This is a genomic window from Bacillus sp. AF62, from assembly GCF_050312695.1.
GTDB classification, from domain to species: Bacteria; Bacillota; Bacilli; order Bacillales; family Bacillaceae_G; genus Bacillus_A; species Bacillus_A cereus.
Genome location: NZ_JBNPJZ010000096.1, coordinates 1 through 19,599, shown reverse-complemented (window position 1 = coordinate 19,599; position 19,599 = coordinate 1). Strand labels below are relative to the sequence as shown.

The following is a 19,599-nucleotide window of genomic DNA, read 5'->3' as shown; positions in this document are numbered from 1 at the left end:
CTTTTTTCATGCAATCCAAACGTCTTTTATGTATCTGTTAATCACTTTATCCCAAATATAAGTACATTATGATACAATAATATTTAGGTCTTTTTATTTTTCTGATGAAAATAGAGATACTACTTGTGGTTGCCCTTCAAAAGAATTTAACCACATGGTCAATTTCTTAATAATTGCGCATACTACAAGTATCTATGGATGAAATAGCTTTAAGGAGGAAAGTTTTGTGAAAGATAAGTTCTATAAAATCCTCTCTATGTGGATTTTACAAATTGTATTTTATTTTACTACTGTACATGTGACGAATTATGAGCATGCGCTCATTTTTACAATAATATACGTAATCGTAAATGTACTATTCTTATTTTTAGCTGACAAAACAGCATTTATTTTCTTCATACTAGGAACCATTATTTCCGTATTTTATTTATTTTATGAAGCATGGCTTCATTTATGGAGTACATCAGTTCAATGGCAATATATGATTACCCACTTCCTGATGGCAGCTAACTTCTTCATTGTATACATAACAACTCACCTATTGAAAAAAGTGATTCATGAAAATAAAACTTTAACTGAGCGTGTGAGAACGTTGGAACAATATATTGGAGAATCAAAATTACTAACAAGACAAGAATTCGAGAGACGCCAAGCGTTATTAACGACTGCAATGAATCGTCGTAATGAAACAGGCATTATTGTTTACTTTGATTTCACTTCCTTTAGTAAATATACGAAGGAAAGTGTTATGGACCGTGTAGCTTCCTTATTAGTTGAAACCGTAAGGAATGATTTTGACCTTGCTGCTGAATATGATAATAATACGCTAGTTATTTTATTACAAAACACAAATGAAGCTGGTGCTGATATTGTAATGAACCGCCTAAAGCCAAAAATGGTGCAATGGCTTGCAGCTGAAGCAATCCGAGATATAAAAATTTCACGTGAGCAAATTGGAAACAAAGGACAGACATTGTTATGATGACTCTCGTTATACTTCTTTTATTTCTTCTGTTTTGTGTACTCGTTTTTTGGATCAGTATCACATTTTCAATTAAATATGTTCTTATTTTTACGGCCTTTCTATTCTCTGGCTTACTCGTTTACTACTCTTTCTTAACAATCGCGGGCTTAATTCACCGAAATAGTAAACGAAAAGATCGTACGCTAGAACATTATCCGAGCGTTGATATTTTCATACCTGCTCATAATGAAGGGGTCGTTATTAAAGATACTTTAGAGGCGATGGCGAAGATTGAATATCCAGGAAAGCTAACCATTTATTTATTAAATGATAACTCTCAAGATGAAACACCTGAAATCGGCGATGATTTCGACAAAGCTTATGCCCACATTCGTCACATTCGTGTTCCGTCCGGTGAACCGAAGGGTAAATCACGCGTATTAAACTACGGCCTTAGTATTTCAGATGGTGAATACTTCTGTGTGTACGATGCAGATAACCAACCTGAACCACACGCACTGCGAATGCTTGTAGAGCACGCTGAAACAACTGAAGATGCTGTTGGAGCAGTTGGACATGTTCGTACAGTAAACGAAAAAAGAAACTGGCTGACGCGAATGATTTCGCTAGAATTTCAAATCTTCCAGCTCCTTATGCAATCTGGACGCTGGTTACTATTCCAAACAGGCTCACTGACAGGAACAAACATGCTTCTTCGTCGCTCTGCACTAGAAGAGCTTGGTGGCTATGACCCTTATGCAATTGCAGAAGATGCCGAATTAACATTACGAATTACACAAAAAGGTTATCTCTTACCAATCGTCCCAGAATCAGTTACTTGGGAACAAGAACCAGAGCATTTAAAAATCCTTATTAAACAACGTACACGTTGGCTCCAAGGGAATTTATACATTTTAGAGAAAATGTTCTCGTCATTAAGCTTCTTTAAAGGAAAACTGCTCGTTCATTCCTTACAACAAGTTCTAGTGTATGTTGTATTTTGGCTATTCCTAATCATTTCGAACGTTTGGTTTGTAATTGGGCTACTCGGGATATTCCAAATTCAATATAGCATTCCGCTACTATTTATGTGGTATGTCGCATATATTACATATGTTTCTCAATTATTTAGTGCCCAGAGTGTCGAGCGAACCTTTACACCGACTAATATTTTTATTAGCGTTATTATGTACTTTACGTACGCACAGCTCTTTACGTACTTATTTATTCGTAGCTTAATCTTATACTTACGTGCAAAGAGCAAGAAACAAGTCATTGGCTGGGATAAGACAGTTCGATTCAAAAAAGATAAATAAAAATAAGCACAGAGCGCCGTATGCTCTGTGCTTATTTATTGCCGTATAAATTATATATCAGACAATACCCCTTAGCTGAAAGTAATTTCACGTCCATCCCCCAACGAACGATCGACCTTCATTTATATACGAAAAAGTGATTGCTATTTTTGTAGAACCAATTGCTTCTCTTGCTGTTCTTTGCGCGTTTCAGTCTTAGGTTCCGTGCTTTCTTGGACACTACGATGTGCCACACGTTTCAAACAAATATGCTTCCACTTTCTTTCGTAACGTTTCATTATTCTAGATGTCCCCCTTGAATGCGCTTTAAAACTATTTGAAATCGCTTACAGGAAATAATATAGCACATATATATAAACGTGACAACACATTTCCGACATATTTTTGACAAAAATACGAATAGAATTCGTAAGGTATCGAATATTGTCGAAACCTATCGTTTTTTCTTCGTATAAAAGGCATACTACTTATATGGTAAAGTATTTTATTTCCCCTACCCGCATTTCAAATTCCTTCTATATAAAGTGAAACTTTCATTAGCCATCACCAATCGGGCTTTTACAAGCAGCTCGATTTATTTGCTTTTGCTGAATTTTGAGGTGAGGTTCTTACTGCTCAGCAAATAGAGGGATAAAAAAAGAGCTGATATGAAATCAGCTCTTTTCCTTCTATTATTAATGACGCTTCATACGTCCTTCTTTTTGTAACTCTTTAAATAAGGCTGCCATCATAAAGAAAATAACAAAGACGAACGGGAATGCTGCAATGATAGCTGCTGTTTGTAATGCTTCTAATCCGCCAATATATAATAAGGTTGAAGCTATCGCGGCTAGAACGATACCCCAAATCATTTTAATACGATTTGGTGGGTTTAAACTACCATGTGTCGTTAACATCCCTAAAACGAATGTTGCAGAGTCTGCAGATGTAATAAAGAATGTTGCAATAAGTAAAATACCTAAAACCGATAAAGCTGATCCAAAGCTGCCCATCTGATCGAACATAGCGAATAATCCTACTTCTGTTCCCATTTCTTTCACTTTGTCGAAGATATGTGCATCACCAAACAGCTCCATATGAATACCAGTACCGCCGAACACAGAGAACCAAAGTGCACCAATTACGGTCGGCACAAGTAACACACCGATAACAAACTCACGAATCGTACGACCTCGTGAAACACGAGCAATAAACGTACCTACGAATGGTGACCATGCAATCCACCATGCCCAATAGAAAATTGTCCACGATTGAATCCATTGGTTTCCACCTTCGTCTAATGGACTTAAACGGAAGCTCATGCTTGGTAATTCCTGAATATAAGAACCGATTGTTGAAGTGAAGTAATTCATAATAAAGTTTGTTGGACCCGCAAATAATACAATGATCATAAGTGCGAACGCAAAAATAATATTCGTATTACTTAAATATTTAATTCCTTTATCAAGACCTGTTTGCGCAGATAACATAAATAATACTGTTACGATTGCAATAATAACTAACTGAGTCGTTAATGAGTTCGGGATAGATGTTAAATAACTAACACCACCTGCAATTTGTTTTGCACCGAGACCTAATGATGTTGCAACACCAAACACAGTTGCGAAAACAGCTAACACATCAAATGAATGAGCAATACGCCCGTGTTCCCCGCCCTTAAATAACGAGCCTACTGTCGCACTAATCGTACTTGCTTTTCCTTTTCTAAAGGTAAAGTAAGCAATACATAACGCTACAAACGCATATAGTCCCCAAGGATGTAATCCCCAATGGAAAAATGAAAAACGCAGTGCAAGGCGCGCACTTTCCTCAGTTGCACTATCTCCAAACGGAGGTGCGTATAAATGGTTTAATGGTTCGGCAACGCCCCAGAAAACTAAGCCAATACCCATACCAGCACTAAATAACATAGCAAACCATGTCATATAACTATAATCAGGTTCGTCATCATCTTTACCTAAACGAATAGAACCGTATTTCGAAACAATTAAAAGATAGATACACCTAAAATAATAGAAACGGAAATAATATAAAACCATCCAAACTTACTAACTAATGCAGTTTGAATTGCGGTTGTTACATTTCCTAAGCTACCTTTTCCAATAATAGATTCGGGAATAATCCCCCAAATTGTAAATGCAATACATAATGTTAATGAAACGATGAATGTTTTTGTCAGTTTCCTCATCAAATCCCCCTTCGTAGGTTTCGTTTTTGTAAATAACATAAATTCCGATATGTAAAATCGGATAGAAAACTATAATTTTGCGGTGATTTTCTTACTTTCACCTTCACCAATTCGAATTCTTATGGACAGCCTTACCTTTCGTATAACCTTTTCACTCTGCAAGAGCTACAAGTTAGAAATACTGCTGTCAAATTGTGTGAGAAAAACGCGGATAGGAATGTATTTTCCTAAAAAAGGATGTGTTACATATGTAAAAAAGGGCAAAGTTCTTCCTTGCAACCCTTTCGTTTTGTAACAATTATGCGGTTTTTTTGCTAGTATATAGCACGTGTTTATAGCTTCACAAACAAAATGTTTATGTTTATATAACTATATTACCCATAAAACGGTAAAATACTCAAGGGATGTAATCGTTTAGTAAACATCATGTAACATTCCTGTAATATTCTTATTTACGTCGAAAAAAACATGTTGTATTAAATATTTTGAATATAACTAGAAACCTATGAGTCATATAGAATGAAAAACGCTTTCCTATATTTTTTGTTATATTACAGGATGTTAACGACTTATTACGAATGGTTTGTAATTGTGTGTTTTCCCCAAATCCGAAAAAATCTGTTGCTATAATGAGGACACGAAAACAAACGCAATGGAGGCTATCATGAAAAAATTAATTGGTATAGCAACAGCAGCAGTTTTTGGTCTTGGGATTTTCACATCATCTGCTAATGCAGAAACTGTTGTAACAACAGACGTACTAAACGTACGCGAAAACCCTACTACGGAATCAAAAGTTGTCGGTAAATTACTAAACGGTAATAAGATAGATGTTCAAAATACAGAGAACGGATGGTCAAAAGTTACTTTAGACGGTAAAGACGCATTCGTAAGTGCAGAGTTCACAAAAAGCATCTACTACGTAACAGCTAACGTATTAAACGTACGTGCTGAAGCGAACACAAACTCAGAAATTCTTGGAAAGTTGAAGAAAGACGATGTAATCGAAACAACGAACCAAGTACAAAATGAGTGGTTACAATTTGAATATAACGGGAAAACAGCTTATGTTCATGTTCCTTTCTTAACAGGTACAGCACCTGTAATTGAGAAACAAGAAACGACTGTTCCTGCTAAAGCTGAAGCACCAGCTAAGGCTCAAGCACCTGCAGCACCAGCAAAACCAGCTGCTAAGCCTGCTGTGAAAGCTGCTGAAACTAGCACACCATCTGGTGGTCGTGAGTTAACAGTTGTAGCTACAGCATATACAGCTCACCCGAGCGAAAACGGTGGCACATATGGAGGCCGTGTATTAACTGCAATGGGTCATGATTTAACTGCGAATCCAAACATGAAAATGATCGCTGTTGACCCGAAAGTAATCCCATTAGGATCTAAAGTATGGGTAGAAGGTTACGGCGAAGCTATCGCTGGAGATACTGGTGGTGCAATTAAAGGTAACCGTATCGACATCTTACTTGGATCAGATAGCGCTGCTCAAAAATGGGGACGCAAAACTGTTAAAGTGAAAATTTTAAAATAACCAATGACTGCTAAATTACAAGCCGGTTCTCTTTATTGAGAGCTGGCTTTTATTTATTTATAATACATATAAGGAGGCTATGCCCATGAATGTACAAGCAAAAGTAGACTGGATTGGTACGCCAAAGCCGTACATATATAAAGATGAAGTAACATATAACGCTACTTCTATTGATTTCTCACTCGCTGGCGATGATAATCGCTATAAGTTAATTGTGCTCAAGTCTGAAAACAATACACATTACAAAATTGTGCAATATGGAATAAAACCAGGCTCTCAAAAACCATTTCCTATCGACATTCCATTTGAACAAAACATGTTACCAATTATAGAGCAAATATTACATGATCCGTATGTACAAGCGATATTAAAAGAAACGCACTCATAATTGAAAAAAAGATATCACCTCGCCGGATTTTTCGGCTAAGTGATATCTTTTTTATTTTCCCTTCATGAACAAAGTTTAAGAAAAATATATCAACGATTTTTCAATTATATCTATCATAACTTACGATATATCAACGGTTACACGAAATATCGATTTAGCTACAAAAAAGAGGCTGTTCAAATATTGAACAGCCTCTCTCATATTAACGAGTTGGACCAGATACATCTTCTGATTTCAACGTATTATTTGCACCAAGAGAATGATACAACATCTTTCCATTTCCATTCACAGTTACAATATGTTCGTTATTAAAACTTTTGAACTTCACAGATCCATCACCGTAACGAATATGGTACTCTTCATATGTCGTTACTTTATATTTCGTATCACTTTGACGCTCTACATTACGAACTTCCATCGTTAATAAATCTTCTGTAATTCCTTTTTTGTGTAAATACTGTATATAATTACGGTCTTCCTTATACGATTTCCCGCTCTTATCATAATTATTTTCAATTAAACTAAAATCATTTAATGAAATTGCACGTACATTATCATAAATATGATTTTTTACAAAGTCGCCCACTGCTGAATTTGATGTTTCTTTCGGGAATTTTAAGTAATACGTGCTTTGGTCTCCAATTTTAACACTTTCAGATTTCATCACACCAAAATCAGTAGTTTTCTCTAAATGTACTTCTACTGTTTCATCTGTGGATACAGGGCCAAGCTTATAACTTCCATAATTTAATTTTCCACGTTTTTTCCCGTTCACAAATACAGTTGCATCACTTTCATCAGAAGAAATGCTTACATACTTGCCTTCAAGCGATAAATCAATTTTCACTTTCTCGCTCTGCTCATCCGCTAAATCTACTTCTTTCTCTGTTTCTAATTCAGTAAGTTCTGTCTTCGCCGTTGCCTTTACAACATATGTACCTGGGAAGTATGGCCCCAACTCTTTCGAATTTTTATCACTAGAAAGCTCTGTTTCTTTTTTGTCATTCACATATATTTCTGCATTCTTTGCAGTTGTACTTACGCTCATATAATAAGATTTCATGCTGAACTTATACTTTGGATATAAGAACCACTCTTTTCCCTCTTCTACTATTTCCCCATCTTTAAATGCAGGTTTATCTTTTGTTAACTTTTGATCTACTGTCTCTTTTTGTAAATAAGATAACAATTGTTTGTTGTAAGAAGGATTCTCTTTTAAATAACGCATGTACGCTTTAATATCCTCTGTCTTAATCTTTAAGCTTGAATCATTTGCTTTCACAAACTCATCAATTGCTTTAATATCTTTCTTTTGGAATGCTTCAATCATTACATTTACTTGCTTTTCTTTTGAAAACTTATATGCTCCAAATTTATATGCCCCAAATAATAAAATAACAATAATAGCTAAACCAATGATTAAAAATACATTTTTCTTACTTTTCACTGGTTTTGTCTCGCTTTGTAATTCTGTATATGAAGCAGCAGTGTTATCAACGATTACTTCTACTTTACTCCCACACTCAGGACAAAAGTTCAAATGGTCTGCAACGTTCTTTTTACATGTTCCACAAAACTTCAACGTGCTCTCCTCCTATTTTTTAGCTAATTTCATTCCAGCAAATGCTGCTACATATGTCACAATCAAGCTAAATAAAGTTAAATATATAAATGAATTTTGCATAGATAATACCGTTCCACTTGTTCCAAATAAACCTGTTACAGTTCCTGAAACATTAATTTGGAACTTAGAAATCATATTCATTACAATCATCATAATTGTGTAAGAACCACTGCATACCGCTAATGTAATATATATATTGGCAGTCGGTAATTTAGCTAACTTTCTTCCCGCTCTAAACATAAAGAACAATGGAATAATAAGCAGTAATAAACCATAATGGAATACGTTATTCACTTTATCAAATTCTGCAAGGCTTTCCTCATTTGCTCCTTTTGAAATCAATATCTCTCTGAGCTCTACGCCATTTACAGAGACGCCTGATATAAATGAAAACGATAGTGTGCTCTCATATGCTTTTGATTTCTTACTAATTCCAGTAAATTCCTTACTAAGTGCTGGACTTGATACTTCTAACGGCGCAAAATGAGCCATACTCCATAATTGAGGTGTTAACTCTAATGCTAATAATGTACTTTCAGATTTTAAAGTTGTTATTTCTTTTAATGGTTCAATACCATCTTCCTTACTTACTAACGCCATAATACAAACCGCTACTGCTGTTACTAAAAGTCCTTTTATCATAGCTGAAACACCGTAATAAACAGACGCTCCATATGGCATTAACTCTTGAAATGCTGCTGCCATATTGTTTTTGCTTGTATGAGCAATAAATCCTAATAAGGTAAATAATGTCCCACATACAAAACCACTCAATAAACTCTTAATCGCTGAATAGCCAACCGTAATCTTACCTGCTTCTGAGAATGGAATTGCAAAAGATTGTGATGCTATAAAACTTATAATGAATAAAAAGACGCCATAAATAATACCAACTGTTGATGCCATAAAAATTTGATCTTTAATCGTTTTCGCAACATGCTGCTTCCCTAACCAAATTCCTGTACCAGCGAAAATAATAAATGGAATGATTAATAGTAATGTAAATGGAGTATGCCAAGATAAAGAAAATATCAATCCACTATCGTCGTTAGCTGTAAAACCAAGTAAATGATAACTTAACATCGTAGAAGTTGCACTCGAATAAAAATTCGGCAACATTTCTAATTCTTTCGCAAATTTGCTAAACATCTCACTTAACATAGAAGCAAATAATAAACTACCAATCCAACCAGCAATTAACATGAGAATACTTGCAACAGCCCCACCAATAAAACCTTTTTGTAAAACGGCTTTATCTGCTTTAAATTCAACTTTAGGAGCACCATCCATTGTAGGCAATTTTACAGATTGTTCCTTTTTCTTCGCAACAAATAAAGAATACCCACACTTTTGACAATATAAATTTTTTTGAGCATTTTCATTGCCACAACCTTTGCAGTATTTTGCAGTATCTTTTTCTAATGTTATTGCATCTATAGCTCCTGCAATCTCCATACTACCTTCATTTGGACAATAATTTACTTCTTCACCATGTTGTTTTCCACATGTGCGACAATACATTTAATTCACTCCCCACTTTGCTTAATTCCACAAACTGGACAGTAAGTAGAGTTTTTATCGATATGCTCATTACATGAAATACAATTTACCGTTTCACCTTCATTTTCTACTGCTAACATCGGGTTAGGCTTTCCACACGAACCACAAAACTTATCATTTATTGATAAAGGTCCACCACATTCACATGTAGCTTTTTCACCTTGTTGTTTTTGCAATTCAACAATGCGTTTTCTTGCCTGATAAATAGCCACATCAAATTCTTGAACTGGAGCAATCATTTCTTTTAAGCTCGCTTCATTTACTCCATTTCCTCTTAATTGAACGTACACTTGCTGTCCAACCTCTAATAGAACCTCTGCTTTTTTCTGCATTTGCACTTGCATTCCCTTTTTCAATTGAGCAATTTCTTGTGCAACTTGCAACTTCATTTTCCCTTGTTCTATTCCTTCTTGTAACTTATTCATTCCACTACCTAACTTCGTCTGTAAATCTGACAAATCATTTCTCCTCCTATATGTATATATTTATATATAAAATTAACATTTTATATATTACCATGATTTTCAAGTTATGTAATCCAAATTTCATTTTTTCTGTTTTGAGCATTTTTTGTTTATAATGGTAAAGGAAAGAAATATGTGTACGGAGGAATATTATGCTGCAACACTCAATTACGAAAGATGAAATTATGATGATTGCGAATGAGTTCGTTCAAGGACTAGATCCACAGCAAACAGCTGATCAGGAACATGTCGCTACAGCTCGGCACCTATATCGTAGTGGTGTTGTCTACAATGTTGACTTTGATGGTTATACACTATCAGGAACTGTAGATGCGGAAGGCAACGTATATAGCGTTCATATTCCGATTCGTAACGTCGCTGAAAGTTATTGTGATTGCTTCGCACCAACACAATGTGAGCATATGCTTGCTGTATTACTATCTGCAGCGTCTAGTTTCGGGCAAGTAGGAGATGTATTAACTTTATTTAAAAATAATACGAAACCTTCCCTTCCTCCTATTCGAACTGCAAGACAAGTATTGCAATCATCAGCTTTTGAAGAAACTGACTATAAAAGTTGGGAATCATATTTTGAAAAAGAATATGATTCATTTAAAAAAGAACAAGCTCGGCTTACTTATAAACAAATGTATTTTCTTATGAGTATCTTTACAGATTTCTATACGAAACTTGAGCGGAAAGCTCCGCGTGTCATTGCGATACATGAATTATTCAGGTTACACGCAGCACTTTACTGCTTTCAAAAGTTATTAGAAGAAATTCAAGCATTCGACGCAAACAAAACGTATTCTTATCACCAACCTGTTAATGTCATTCGCCTATTTGTAGACAAAGTGGAATCCATCGTTCGGGACTTACAATCAGAAGCGATTCCTTCAGAGTCTGAAATAATTTTACAAGAAACAGCTCGTCTCGTTCATGAAGTATTCTTCTCTACCGACACTTATACGCAAGAGCGATTTTTCATTTATCGTCACATATGGAGTGAACTTTTAAACAATAAAGAGAAAATACAAGAAGAAGAAAAACGAATCGATACGAAAATCAATCCACTATCCAAAGCGTTAGCGTCTTCCCATCTTCTCTTTTTGGATGACGAAGATCTACTAGCGATGGACTTACTAAAAAAACAGCCTGCTTCTGTTGTGAGTCTATACTTCTATTGGTTAGAAGAACTATTAAGTGCCATGCAGTGGGATCGTGCGAAAAATTGGCTTTCCTTTACGTATAAACAAGTAAAGAAAACAATCCAAGATCACGAAAATACGATTTTCATAAAAGATGTCGTTCGGCTATTTGTAATCATGTATGAAACATATGCAACACATACAAATGAACAAGCTGGTTTCGAAATGATTTTACAAGAACTATTACCATATAGTTTCACAAACTACGAACAGTACGTACTCGCGAAAAAACAGTATCGCACATGGGCAGAGCTTCATCTCCTATATGGATTTGAAGCAATTGAACTGTTGAAAGAGCCACTGAAAGATATTGAAAAAGAAGCGCCAGAAGCGGCACTTCCTCTTTACCATCTTGCTGCTGTAGAGGCGATTGAAGAACGAAATCGTAAATCATATAAACGCGCAGTTCGTTACTTAAAGAAATTACGTACATTATATAAACGATTAAAACGCACCGATGAATGGGATGCTTTCATTATTCACATTGCCAATCTCCATTCACGTCTGCGTGCACTACAAGAGGAATTACGGAAAGGAAAATTAATCGATGATCAATCAAACTGAAGTAACAATTAGGCTCCAGCATGTTAGTCAAGGTTGGTTCCTTTGGGGAGAAGATGACAGCGGTACTCCATTATCCGTAACAAGTTGGAAACGAAATGCATTCACATGGCACTCCACTTCTTTCTACGGTACGTTTCTAAAAGAAGCAACCTTCGAAGGAAAACAAGGTGTTATGCTAACAAATGCACAAGCTTTTGAATACATTGCAAACAAACCGATGAATTCATTTGCACATATGCAAATAAACGGACCTATTACAGCCCTTACGAAAGATGCAAATGAATTATGGGATGCCTTTACGAGTGGTAGCTTCGTACCAGATATGAATCATTGGTCCAAACAACCATCTTGGAAAGTTCAAAATACACCAATTGAAGATGACACATTAGCATCTCTTTTCTCAGCAGCAGTTAATGAAAGCATATTACAAGATAATCGCTCAAATGACGGCTGGGAAGATGCCAAAAGACTATATGAACATTACGACTTTACGAAAAGACAATTGGAAACAGCACTACATGAAGAAGATTGGCTTCGAAAAATTGGTTATATTGAAGATGATCTTCCGTTTACAATCGGACTAAGACTGCAAGAACCACAAGAAGAATTTGAAATGTGGAAGCTTGAAACAATTGTGACACCAAAGCGCGGGGCGCATCGCATATATGTATATGAAAACATCGATTCCTTACCGAAAAGATGGCACGATTACGAAGAACGGATTACAGAGACACAAGAAGGTTTTAGTAAGCTCATACCGTGGTTAAAAGAAGGAGATACGTTCCGAAATGAGCTCTTTGAAACCGAAGCGTGGAACTTCTTAACAGAAGCAAGCAATGAATTACTTGCAGCTGGCATTACAATTTTACTACCATCATGGTGGCAAAATTTAAAAGCAACAAAACCGAAATTACGAGTTCAGTTGAAGCAAAATACAGCACAAACACAATCGTTCTTCGGTATGAATACGCTCGTTAATTTTGACTGGCGCATTTCGACGAACGGCATTGATTTATCGGAAAGCGAATTTTTCGAACTCGTTGAACAAAACAAACGTCTATTTAATATAAACGGTCAATGGATGCGACTAGATCCAGCCTTTATCGAAGAAGTAAGAAAACTTATGAACCGTGCCGATAAATACGGACTAGAGATGAAAGATGTCCTGCAGCAACATTTATCAAATACGGCTGAAACCGAAATTGTAGAAGATAATAGCCCGTTTACTGATATCGAAATCGAACTAGATGGATATTATGAAGAACTCTTCCAGAAGCTGCTTCATATTGGAGATATTCCAAAAGTAGATGTCCCCACTTCACTAAACGCAACACTTCGTCCGTATCAACAACACGGTATTGAATGGTTATTATATTTACGAAAGCTTGGATTTGGAGCATTGCTAGCTGACGATATGGGACTCGGGAAAAGTATTCAAACAATCTCTTACTTACTATATATAAAAGAAAACAATCTCAAAACAGGCCCTGCATTAATCGTAGCACCGACATCTGTTCTTGGAAATTGGCAAAAAGAATTTGAGCGTTTCGCACCGAATTTACGTGTTCAATTACATTACGGAAGTAATAGAGATAAGGGCAATTCTTTTGAAGATTTCCTTCAATCGGCAGATGTTGTATTAACATCTTATGCATTGGCTCAGCTCGATGAGGAAGAACTGACTTCATTATGCTGGGATGCTGTTATTTTGGATGAAGCACAAAATATTAAGAACCCACATACGAAACAGTCGAAAGCAGTACGAAACTTGCAAGCAAATCACAAAATCGCTTTAACTGGTACACCGATGGAAAATCGCCTCGCTGAACTTTGGTCCATTTTTGACTTTATTAATCATGGATATCTCGGAAGCTTAGGGCAATTCCAGCGCCGCTTCGTCACACCGATTGAAAAAGATCGTGATGAAGGAAAAATCCAGCAAGTTCAACGGTTTATCTCACCATTTTTACTGCGCCGAACGAAGAAAGATCAAACAGTCGCATTAAATTTACCAGATAAACAAGAGCAAAAAGCTTACTGCCCTCTTTCCGGTGAACAAGCTTCCTTATATGAACAACTTGTTCAAGATACATTACAAAATGTAGAAGGATTAAGCGGAATTGAAAGACGCGGCTTTATATTACTTATGCTGAACAAGTTAAAACAAATTTGTAATCATCCAGCTCTTTATTTAAAAGAAGAAGAGCCACAAAATGTCGTTGAACGCTCTATGAAAACAAAAACGTTAATGGAGCTTATCGAAAATATAAAAGACCAAAATGAAAGTTGTCTAATCTTCACTCAATACATCGGCATGGGGAACATGCTAAAACGTGTGCTAGAAGAAAAATTCGGCCAACGCGTCCTCTTCTTAAACGGTAGCGTACCGAAGAAAGATCGTGACAAGATGATTGAGGAGTTCCAAAACGGAACGTATGACATTTTCATCTTATCCTTAAAAGCTGGTGGAACAGGGTTAAACTTAACCGCTGCCAACCATGTCATTCACTATGATCGTTGGTGGAATCCAGCTGTAGAAAATCAAGCAACAGACCGCGCATATCGTATCGGTCAAAAACGATTTGTTCATGTTCACAAACTCATTACAACAGGAACATTAGAAGAAAAAATTGATGAAATGCTAGAAAGAAAACAATCTCTAAACAACGCAGTCATCACAAGCGATAGTTGGATGACTGAACTATCAACAGACGAACTAAAAGAATTACTTGGTGTATAAACATCAAACAAAAAGAGCTAATCTCAAAATGAGATTAGCTCTTTTTTCTATTCCAAAACCAATTACTTATTATAATCCCCGTTAATCCGCCGCACGTATCAAGCAATGAATCTTGCCACATTGGTGTACGGTCCCCCGTATACCATTGGTGAATCTCATCAAATGTTGCATAACCCGCAACGAAAAGAAGGGCATATATAAAACATCTTTTCCTCGAATGACCTGATCGATGAAAAGCGTAATAAATCAATGAACCTAGCATAAAGAACACCATAAAATGAGCACCTTTACGAAGGAAAAACTCAATAAATCCGCCTACACCTTTATTCGCAATACTAACAGGGATTCCTCCACCATAATCGATAGATACCCATGAAAAATGCTCTTTCACAAATTCAACATTTACATATTGTTCAATATCTGAACGCATATCCTGCTTTTTATATGGTTGTGCCGAAGAATAGAAAATCAGCCCCATCCATAGTAATACAGGAATCCAAAATAACCATTTACGATTCATTATCCAGAATTCTCCTCTCTTAATCTTTTAAGGGTACCAAAAAAAAGAAAAAATTTCACGCCAAAACATGACATTTGTATCCTATTTATAAAGTGAAAGGAGGTGATACACATGGCAATTGAAACAATCGTAATGGATTTAACTTTACGTCTTGTCTTAAACAACGGATTAGATAAGAACGGCAAAACAGTTTTCAAGAGCAAACAATTTAAACGTGTTAAAACAAATGCGAGCTTAGATCAAGTACACAACGTAGCTCATGCTCTCGCTTCCTTACAAGCATCACCACTTCACGCTGTACAACTTGTAAGTACATCAGATCTTTCTAAACTATAAAGTAAAACTCGGATCAGTGGGGATTTTATTCATCCCCGCTGATTATTAGCCCGCAATTTAACCGTCAGACCCACCCCCCGTAAATAGCGGGATAAATACAAAGGAGGGAATAACACATGCAAGTACTAGAATTGATTTTCGCGAAAGAAGATGGAAAAACAGTCGTTTTTTCTATCGATACGCCCATCACACCAATCGATGCACAAGTCGTAAATCAAGTAATGGATACAATCCTTGCCTCATCTGTATTTTCATCCATTGATGAAAATACAAGAAAAAAGGGAGCTCGCCTTGTAGAAAAAAATGTATCTGAAGTTCCAATTACTCTATAAAATGAAAAAGACGAATCTGCATCATTTTGCAGATTCGTCTTTTTTCTTCGGCATTTCAATCGGAATAAAAATCTTTGAAAAACCGACGCATACGTACTTATAATGTTCTTCACCTATATCAAACTCAGTCGTATATGTTGAGAAGAATATATAATCATTTCGCTTCGTATAATGATCAATTAATAACCCAACTTGTGGCTCAACATACTTTTTCGCTAACTTTTTACCGGCCGATGCCAAGTCGCCAAGGAGACCCTCTTCATTCTCTTTTTGAACTTCATCTAGCTTCTTACTCACATCATTACGCTTCATAAACTGCTTCGCTGCCCATTCTGTATATTCTCCTTTACTCGGATTGCTGTTTGCTAAATATACTAGGAGAATGACAACTAAAGCCATAATAATATACTTTTTCTTCATACTATATCACCGCCTACTCTTTTCTATTTTCATATATATGTACAAGCGATGCAAATTAGAAAGACTATCACCTATTGATTGTAAACGAATAGCCAAAATTTACAATATGAAATAGAATATTAACAATTAATTTACTTAATTTATATATAATTATATTCAGAATGAAAATTATAAGGGAGGATATAGAATTATGGATAATGAAAACAACATTTTTATTTCTAGTTCTACAATGATGCTTGAACCATGTAAACACCCTTATTACCGTACAAAAATTATCGACAGTAGCGGGAACCATCTTTACTCTTGTCAAACTGCTCTCCAACTTATACAGAAATCTTGTCTAACAAATATTCATTCTACTTATCAAGGGAGACGTAATGCCGTAAAAACAAAATTTAAATTTAAACAAAACGTTCCAATTCCGATCAATCATAGAGAATATATTTGTGCTTTCCCAACAGAATCTCCTGCTTCTCCAAATTGTATTTGGCTTTTCTTTAAACATGTTCATACAATAGAGTTTTTCCAAAAAGCTAAACGAGCTAAAATTCATTTTTCAAACGGAGCTACCGTAACGATACAAATTAGTTCCCATAAGCTAAGTCAGCAATTATGGAAAGCTGGATATGTATTATCCCAAATGAACATGCAAGATTCATCACCTTAATAACAAATAGAATGGAAGGTAGTATTTCCTTACCTTCCATTCTATTTGCTATTTTTATCCTCTTACACTATCTCGCATTTTCTCGAGTGCTTGCCGATACATCCATCTTACTTGATAATATGTCATTTCCATCTCTAACGCGATTTCTCCCATCGTCTTCCCTACAAAAAAACGTTCAAAAATAATATATTTCTCCTTCTCATCTAACACGCTCATAAAATCCTTCACTTTCATTTCAACGTCTTCAAAATGAAAGATATCCTCATACTCCCCTACACATACATATCTTTCTTGTACAGTAGATTCTTTCTTCAATCTCTCTAATATATAACCACGCACCGTTACGACTGCATATGCGGGAAAACTCCCTTTCTCAGCATCATACCTTTCATACGCATACCAAAGACCAATTAAACCACATTGATAATACTCTTCATGATCTTGATAAATACCTAGCTTCTTTATTTGATTCACAATCATCCCTTCATACAAAACAACTGCCTCTTTAAAAGTCGCTGGCTTCACATAGTACCCGTTTCTAAAAGGTATACCTTTCTAGTATTCCGCGGTACCTTCACAATATAAAAATAAAGAAAAGATTTCACTGTGAGTAATTTCAAATACTACCGATGGAATTTGAAATTACACTATGTAGTATTTGAAATTTTGTTGGTGGTATTTGAAATAGGGATAAAAATAAAAAAGGTGACTCTCTTGAAGAGTCACCTTTTTAAAATAATATGTTATGCACCAAAGCCGCTTACTAAACCTCTTACAACGCCGAATGCAATTGTTAGGATAAAGAAGATTACAATTAAAATCGTAGCTTGTTTCTTACTTAAACCAGCTACAATGTGTAAGCCTAGTCCTGTTAGAATAAGGCTCCAAATATTAAAAATTTCAATTGAAGAGGCAATTCCATGTGCTACTGTCCCTTGTTCAAATAAAGGAGCTAAACTTGTATAAACATCAGTGCCATTTCCATCAAAAATAAAGCCTAATCCTGCATTTAACAATCCGCCGATATAATAAACCAGATTAGCATATAAGTAAATCGATAGTATTTTCATGTACGGTGTATCATTGCTCATAAACATCATAATAATTTTATAAAAACCTGCCGCAATAAAGAGACCTATAGGTGTTCCTAATAGACCAACAAGTGCGCCTCCACCAAGGGTAAATCCTTTTACCATTGCCCCTGCTTCACCATTTAATTCTTTTGCCAATTCTGGAGTACTAATTAATGTTAAGTAAGACACTGCTGTTGCTATAATCGTTCCTAATATAACAAATAAGAAAAATACTCCCCAAACCGGACTTTTCGTCTTCATTCTCTCAAACTGCTCACCTGGAGAAGTAATCATTCCAAATAATGATGGCTTTTTTGAAACTACATCTTGCGTATTAATATTTGCTTCCATTATAACGCCTCCTTCTATTTATATAACCCGTTCTAACGGGCGGTTCACTTCCTCATGCAAGAGGCTACGAACCGCCCACTAGAACGGTAATGTGTAGTTCTACTACACTATTTAATTACTCATAACGCAATGCTTCAATTGGATCTAATTTCGCAGCTTTATTTGCTGGAATTAATCCGAAAATAATACCGAGTGTCATCGAGAACAGTACGCCTCCAACGACAACTTCCCATGAAACAAGTGGTGGCCATTTTGCGAATGTAGAAACGATATATGCTCCGCCATACCCAAGACCAATTCCGATTAAACCACCTAGAAGCGTCAACATAACTGCTTCAATTAAAAACTGTAATAAAATTTTACTACGCGTTGCTCCGAGTGCTTTACGTACACCAATTTCACGAGTACGCTCTGTTACAGATACGAGCATGATGTTCATAACACCAATACCACCAACGACTAATGAAATACCAGCGATACCACCGATGATCATCGTCATAATGTTAGTAACTTTAGAAACATTTTCTTGGAATTCTTTTAAATTAACCAGTTCATATTTACCCGGAATTTCACTTGGCTTACGACTATTTAATACATCAACAGCCTGTTTCCCTGCTGCTTCTAAATCGTCTACATTTTTAGCTTGAATTGCGATACTTTGAATTTCATCTGTTCCGTATAAAACAGGCCATAACGTAAGAGGGATTAACGCTTCTTCCATTTCAAATCCCATAAATTCATTATCAGATGTATACACACCGACAATTTGCATCGGTTGTCCTTTCATCTCAATAATTTGTCCTACTGGATTTACGCCCTTAAATAACGTCTCTTCTGTTTTTGTACTAATCATCACGACGTTATTTGCATGAGAAATATCTGATTCATTTAAAGTACGTCCCTTTACGACCTTTACTTTATTAACCGCAAAATATTCATTATCAAGACCAATAACATTCAAATTTGCTTTTTTATCATTTACATCAAGCACCTCTGAATTCTGGTTTGTCGTAATAACATGTGAAACATCTTTCACTTGTTTTACTTCCAAAATATCCTCTTCCGTTAACTTCGGCATTTCAAATCCACCTATAGCAAACTCATCATTAATATCTGGTTTAAATTGAATTGGCATAAGGTTATTACCACCAGAACCTGCGAATTTCGACTTTAGCATCGCTTCCCCGCCTTGCCCAATTGCAACGACAGTAATAATCGAACCTACCCCGATAATAATACCGAGCATCGTAAGAGCTGAACGTAGTTTATGAGCTAAAATAGAAGATAGGGCAATTTTTATACTATCTAGTAAACTCATACCGCACACCTTCTATCTTCTGT

The 19,599-nt window shown here is 35.8% G+C and carries 17 protein-coding genes and 1 pseudogene; 9 read left to right on the top strand and 9 right to left on the bottom strand.

Annotation, left to right across the window (positions count from 1 at the left end; translation table 11 throughout):
- Positions 1-226: 226 nt before the first annotated feature.
- Together ACQRBL_RS25730 and ACQRBL_RS25725 are read left to right on the top strand one after the other, a co-directional pair.
- On the top strand, positions 227-982 hold the full coding sequence (locus ACQRBL_RS25730) for a dGTP triphosphohydrolase (RefSeq protein ID WP_411995829.1): 756 nt from the start codon (positions 227-229) through the stop codon (positions 980-982).
- Positions 979-2,280, top strand: a complete 1,302-nt coding sequence (locus ACQRBL_RS25725) for a glycosyltransferase family 2 protein (RefSeq protein WP_000988755.1) — start codon at positions 979-981, stop codon at positions 2,278-2,280. The genes ACQRBL_RS25730 and ACQRBL_RS25725 overlap by 4 nt, the downstream gene beginning before the upstream one ends.
- Positions 2,281-2,954: 674 nt before the next feature.
- On the opposite strand, the pseudogene opuD reads toward ACQRBL_RS25725, so the two are convergent.
- Positions 2,955-4,468, bottom strand: a pseudogene (gene opuD, locus ACQRBL_RS25720) (glycine betaine transporter OpuD).
- 664 nt (positions 4,469-5,132) lie between these two features.
- Here opuD and ACQRBL_RS25715 point away from each other — a divergent pair.
- Positions 5,133-6,011, top strand: a complete 879-nt coding sequence (locus ACQRBL_RS25715) for a cell wall-binding protein EntA (protein ID WP_120459788.1) — start codon at positions 5,133-5,135, stop codon at positions 6,009-6,011.
- An 85-nt stretch (positions 6,012-6,096) separates the two neighbouring features.
- A complete protein-coding gene (locus ACQRBL_RS25710) occupies positions 6,097-6,399 on the top strand; it encodes a DUF3910 family protein (protein WP_001102539.1) in 303 nt (100 codons plus the stop codon).
- A gap of 202 nt (positions 6,400-6,601) precedes the next feature.
- Here the strand turns inward: ACQRBL_RS25710 and ACQRBL_RS25705 are convergent, their stop codons facing one another.
- From ACQRBL_RS25705 to ACQRBL_RS25695, 3 genes are read right to left on the bottom strand one after another with little or no spacing between them, the layout of a single operon-like run.
- Positions 6,602-7,981 (bottom strand): zinc ribbon domain-containing protein, encoded by a 1,380-nt coding sequence (locus ACQRBL_RS25705; protein ID WP_411995830.1) that lies wholly within the window; start codon positions 7,979-7,981, stop codon positions 6,602-6,604.
- Positions 7,982-7,993: 12 nt separating this feature from the next.
- Positions 7,994-9,544 carry a zinc ribbon domain-containing protein gene (locus ACQRBL_RS25700; RefSeq protein WP_411995831.1) on the bottom strand — a complete coding sequence of 517 codons (1,551 nt, stop codon included), beginning with the start codon at positions 9,542-9,544 and terminating at the stop codon, positions 7,994-7,996.
- A gap of 5 nt (positions 9,545-9,549) precedes the next feature.
- Positions 9,550-10,041, bottom strand: a complete 492-nt coding sequence (locus tag ACQRBL_RS25695) for a zinc ribbon domain-containing protein (RefSeq protein WP_001281749.1) — start codon at positions 10,039-10,041, stop codon at positions 9,550-9,552.
- Positions 10,042-10,199: 158 nt separating this feature from the next.
- Between ACQRBL_RS25695 and ACQRBL_RS25690 the strand changes: the two genes are divergently transcribed.
- Both ACQRBL_RS25690 and ACQRBL_RS25685 read left to right on the top strand, forming a co-directional pair.
- Positions 10,200-11,819 (top strand): SWIM zinc finger family protein, encoded by a 1,620-nt coding sequence (locus ACQRBL_RS25690; RefSeq protein ID WP_097988039.1) that lies wholly within the window; start codon positions 10,200-10,202, stop codon positions 11,817-11,819.
- Positions 11,803-14,559 (top strand): DEAD/DEAH box helicase, encoded by a 2,757-nt coding sequence (locus ACQRBL_RS25685; RefSeq protein WP_098256635.1) that lies wholly within the window; start codon positions 11,803-11,805, stop codon positions 14,557-14,559. Before ACQRBL_RS25690 ends, ACQRBL_RS25685 begins: the two co-directional genes overlap by 17 nt.
- A 34-nt stretch (positions 14,560-14,593) precedes the next feature.
- Here ACQRBL_RS25685 and ACQRBL_RS25680 read toward each other — a convergent pair whose 3' ends face one another.
- Positions 14,594-15,079: a VanZ family protein gene (locus ACQRBL_RS25680; RefSeq protein WP_097988037.1), complete on the bottom strand. Its 486-nt coding sequence runs from the start codon at positions 15,077-15,079 to the stop codon at positions 14,594-14,596.
- A 111-nt stretch (positions 15,080-15,190) separates the two neighbouring features.
- On the opposite strand from ACQRBL_RS25680, the gene ACQRBL_RS25675 reads away from it, so the two are divergent.
- The gene (locus ACQRBL_RS25675) at positions 15,191-15,415 is read left to right on the top strand and encodes a DUF1659 domain-containing protein (protein WP_000963861.1); all 225 of its coding nucleotides are present in this window, start codon (positions 15,191-15,193) and stop codon (positions 15,413-15,415) included.
- A gap of 116 nt (positions 15,416-15,531) precedes the next feature.
- Positions 15,532-15,747 (top strand): DUF2922 domain-containing protein, encoded by a 216-nt coding sequence (locus ACQRBL_RS25670; RefSeq protein ID WP_001197593.1) that lies wholly within the window; start codon positions 15,532-15,534, stop codon positions 15,745-15,747.
- Positions 15,748-15,768: 21 nt separating this feature from the next.
- On the opposite strand, the gene ACQRBL_RS25665 is transcribed toward ACQRBL_RS25670, so the two are convergent.
- Entirely contained in the window at positions 15,769-16,167 is a 399-nt protein-coding gene (locus ACQRBL_RS25665) for a DUF4359 domain-containing protein (RefSeq protein ID WP_000731400.1), read from the bottom strand.
- Positions 16,168-16,357: 190 nt separating this feature from the next.
- Between ACQRBL_RS25665 and ACQRBL_RS25660 the strand changes: the two genes are divergently transcribed.
- Entirely contained in the window at positions 16,358-16,834 is a 477-nt protein-coding gene (locus tag ACQRBL_RS25660; RefSeq protein WP_000368314.1) for a competence protein ComK, read from the top strand.
- A 54-nt stretch (positions 16,835-16,888) separates the two neighbouring features.
- Here ACQRBL_RS25660 and ACQRBL_RS25655 read toward each other — a convergent pair whose 3' ends face one another.
- The 3 genes from ACQRBL_RS25655 to ACQRBL_RS25645 form a co-directional block, all read right to left on the bottom strand.
- The gene (locus ACQRBL_RS25655; protein ID WP_043315568.1) at positions 16,889-17,359 is read right to left on the bottom strand and encodes a sigma-70 family RNA polymerase sigma factor; all 471 of its coding nucleotides are present in this window, start codon (positions 17,357-17,359) and stop codon (positions 16,889-16,891) included.
- A 218-nt stretch (positions 17,360-17,577) separates the two neighbouring features.
- Complete coding sequence (locus ACQRBL_RS25650) at positions 17,578-18,258, bottom strand: Yip1 family protein (RefSeq protein WP_000387934.1); 681 nt, start codon at positions 18,256-18,258, stop codon at positions 17,578-17,580.
- Positions 18,259-18,373: 115 nt separating this feature from the next.
- Positions 18,374-19,576: an ABC transporter permease gene (locus ACQRBL_RS25645; RefSeq protein ID WP_000054363.1), complete on the bottom strand. Its 1,203-nt coding sequence runs from the start codon at positions 19,574-19,576 to the stop codon at positions 18,374-18,376.
- Between the last annotated feature and the right edge of the window lie 23 nt (positions 19,577-19,599).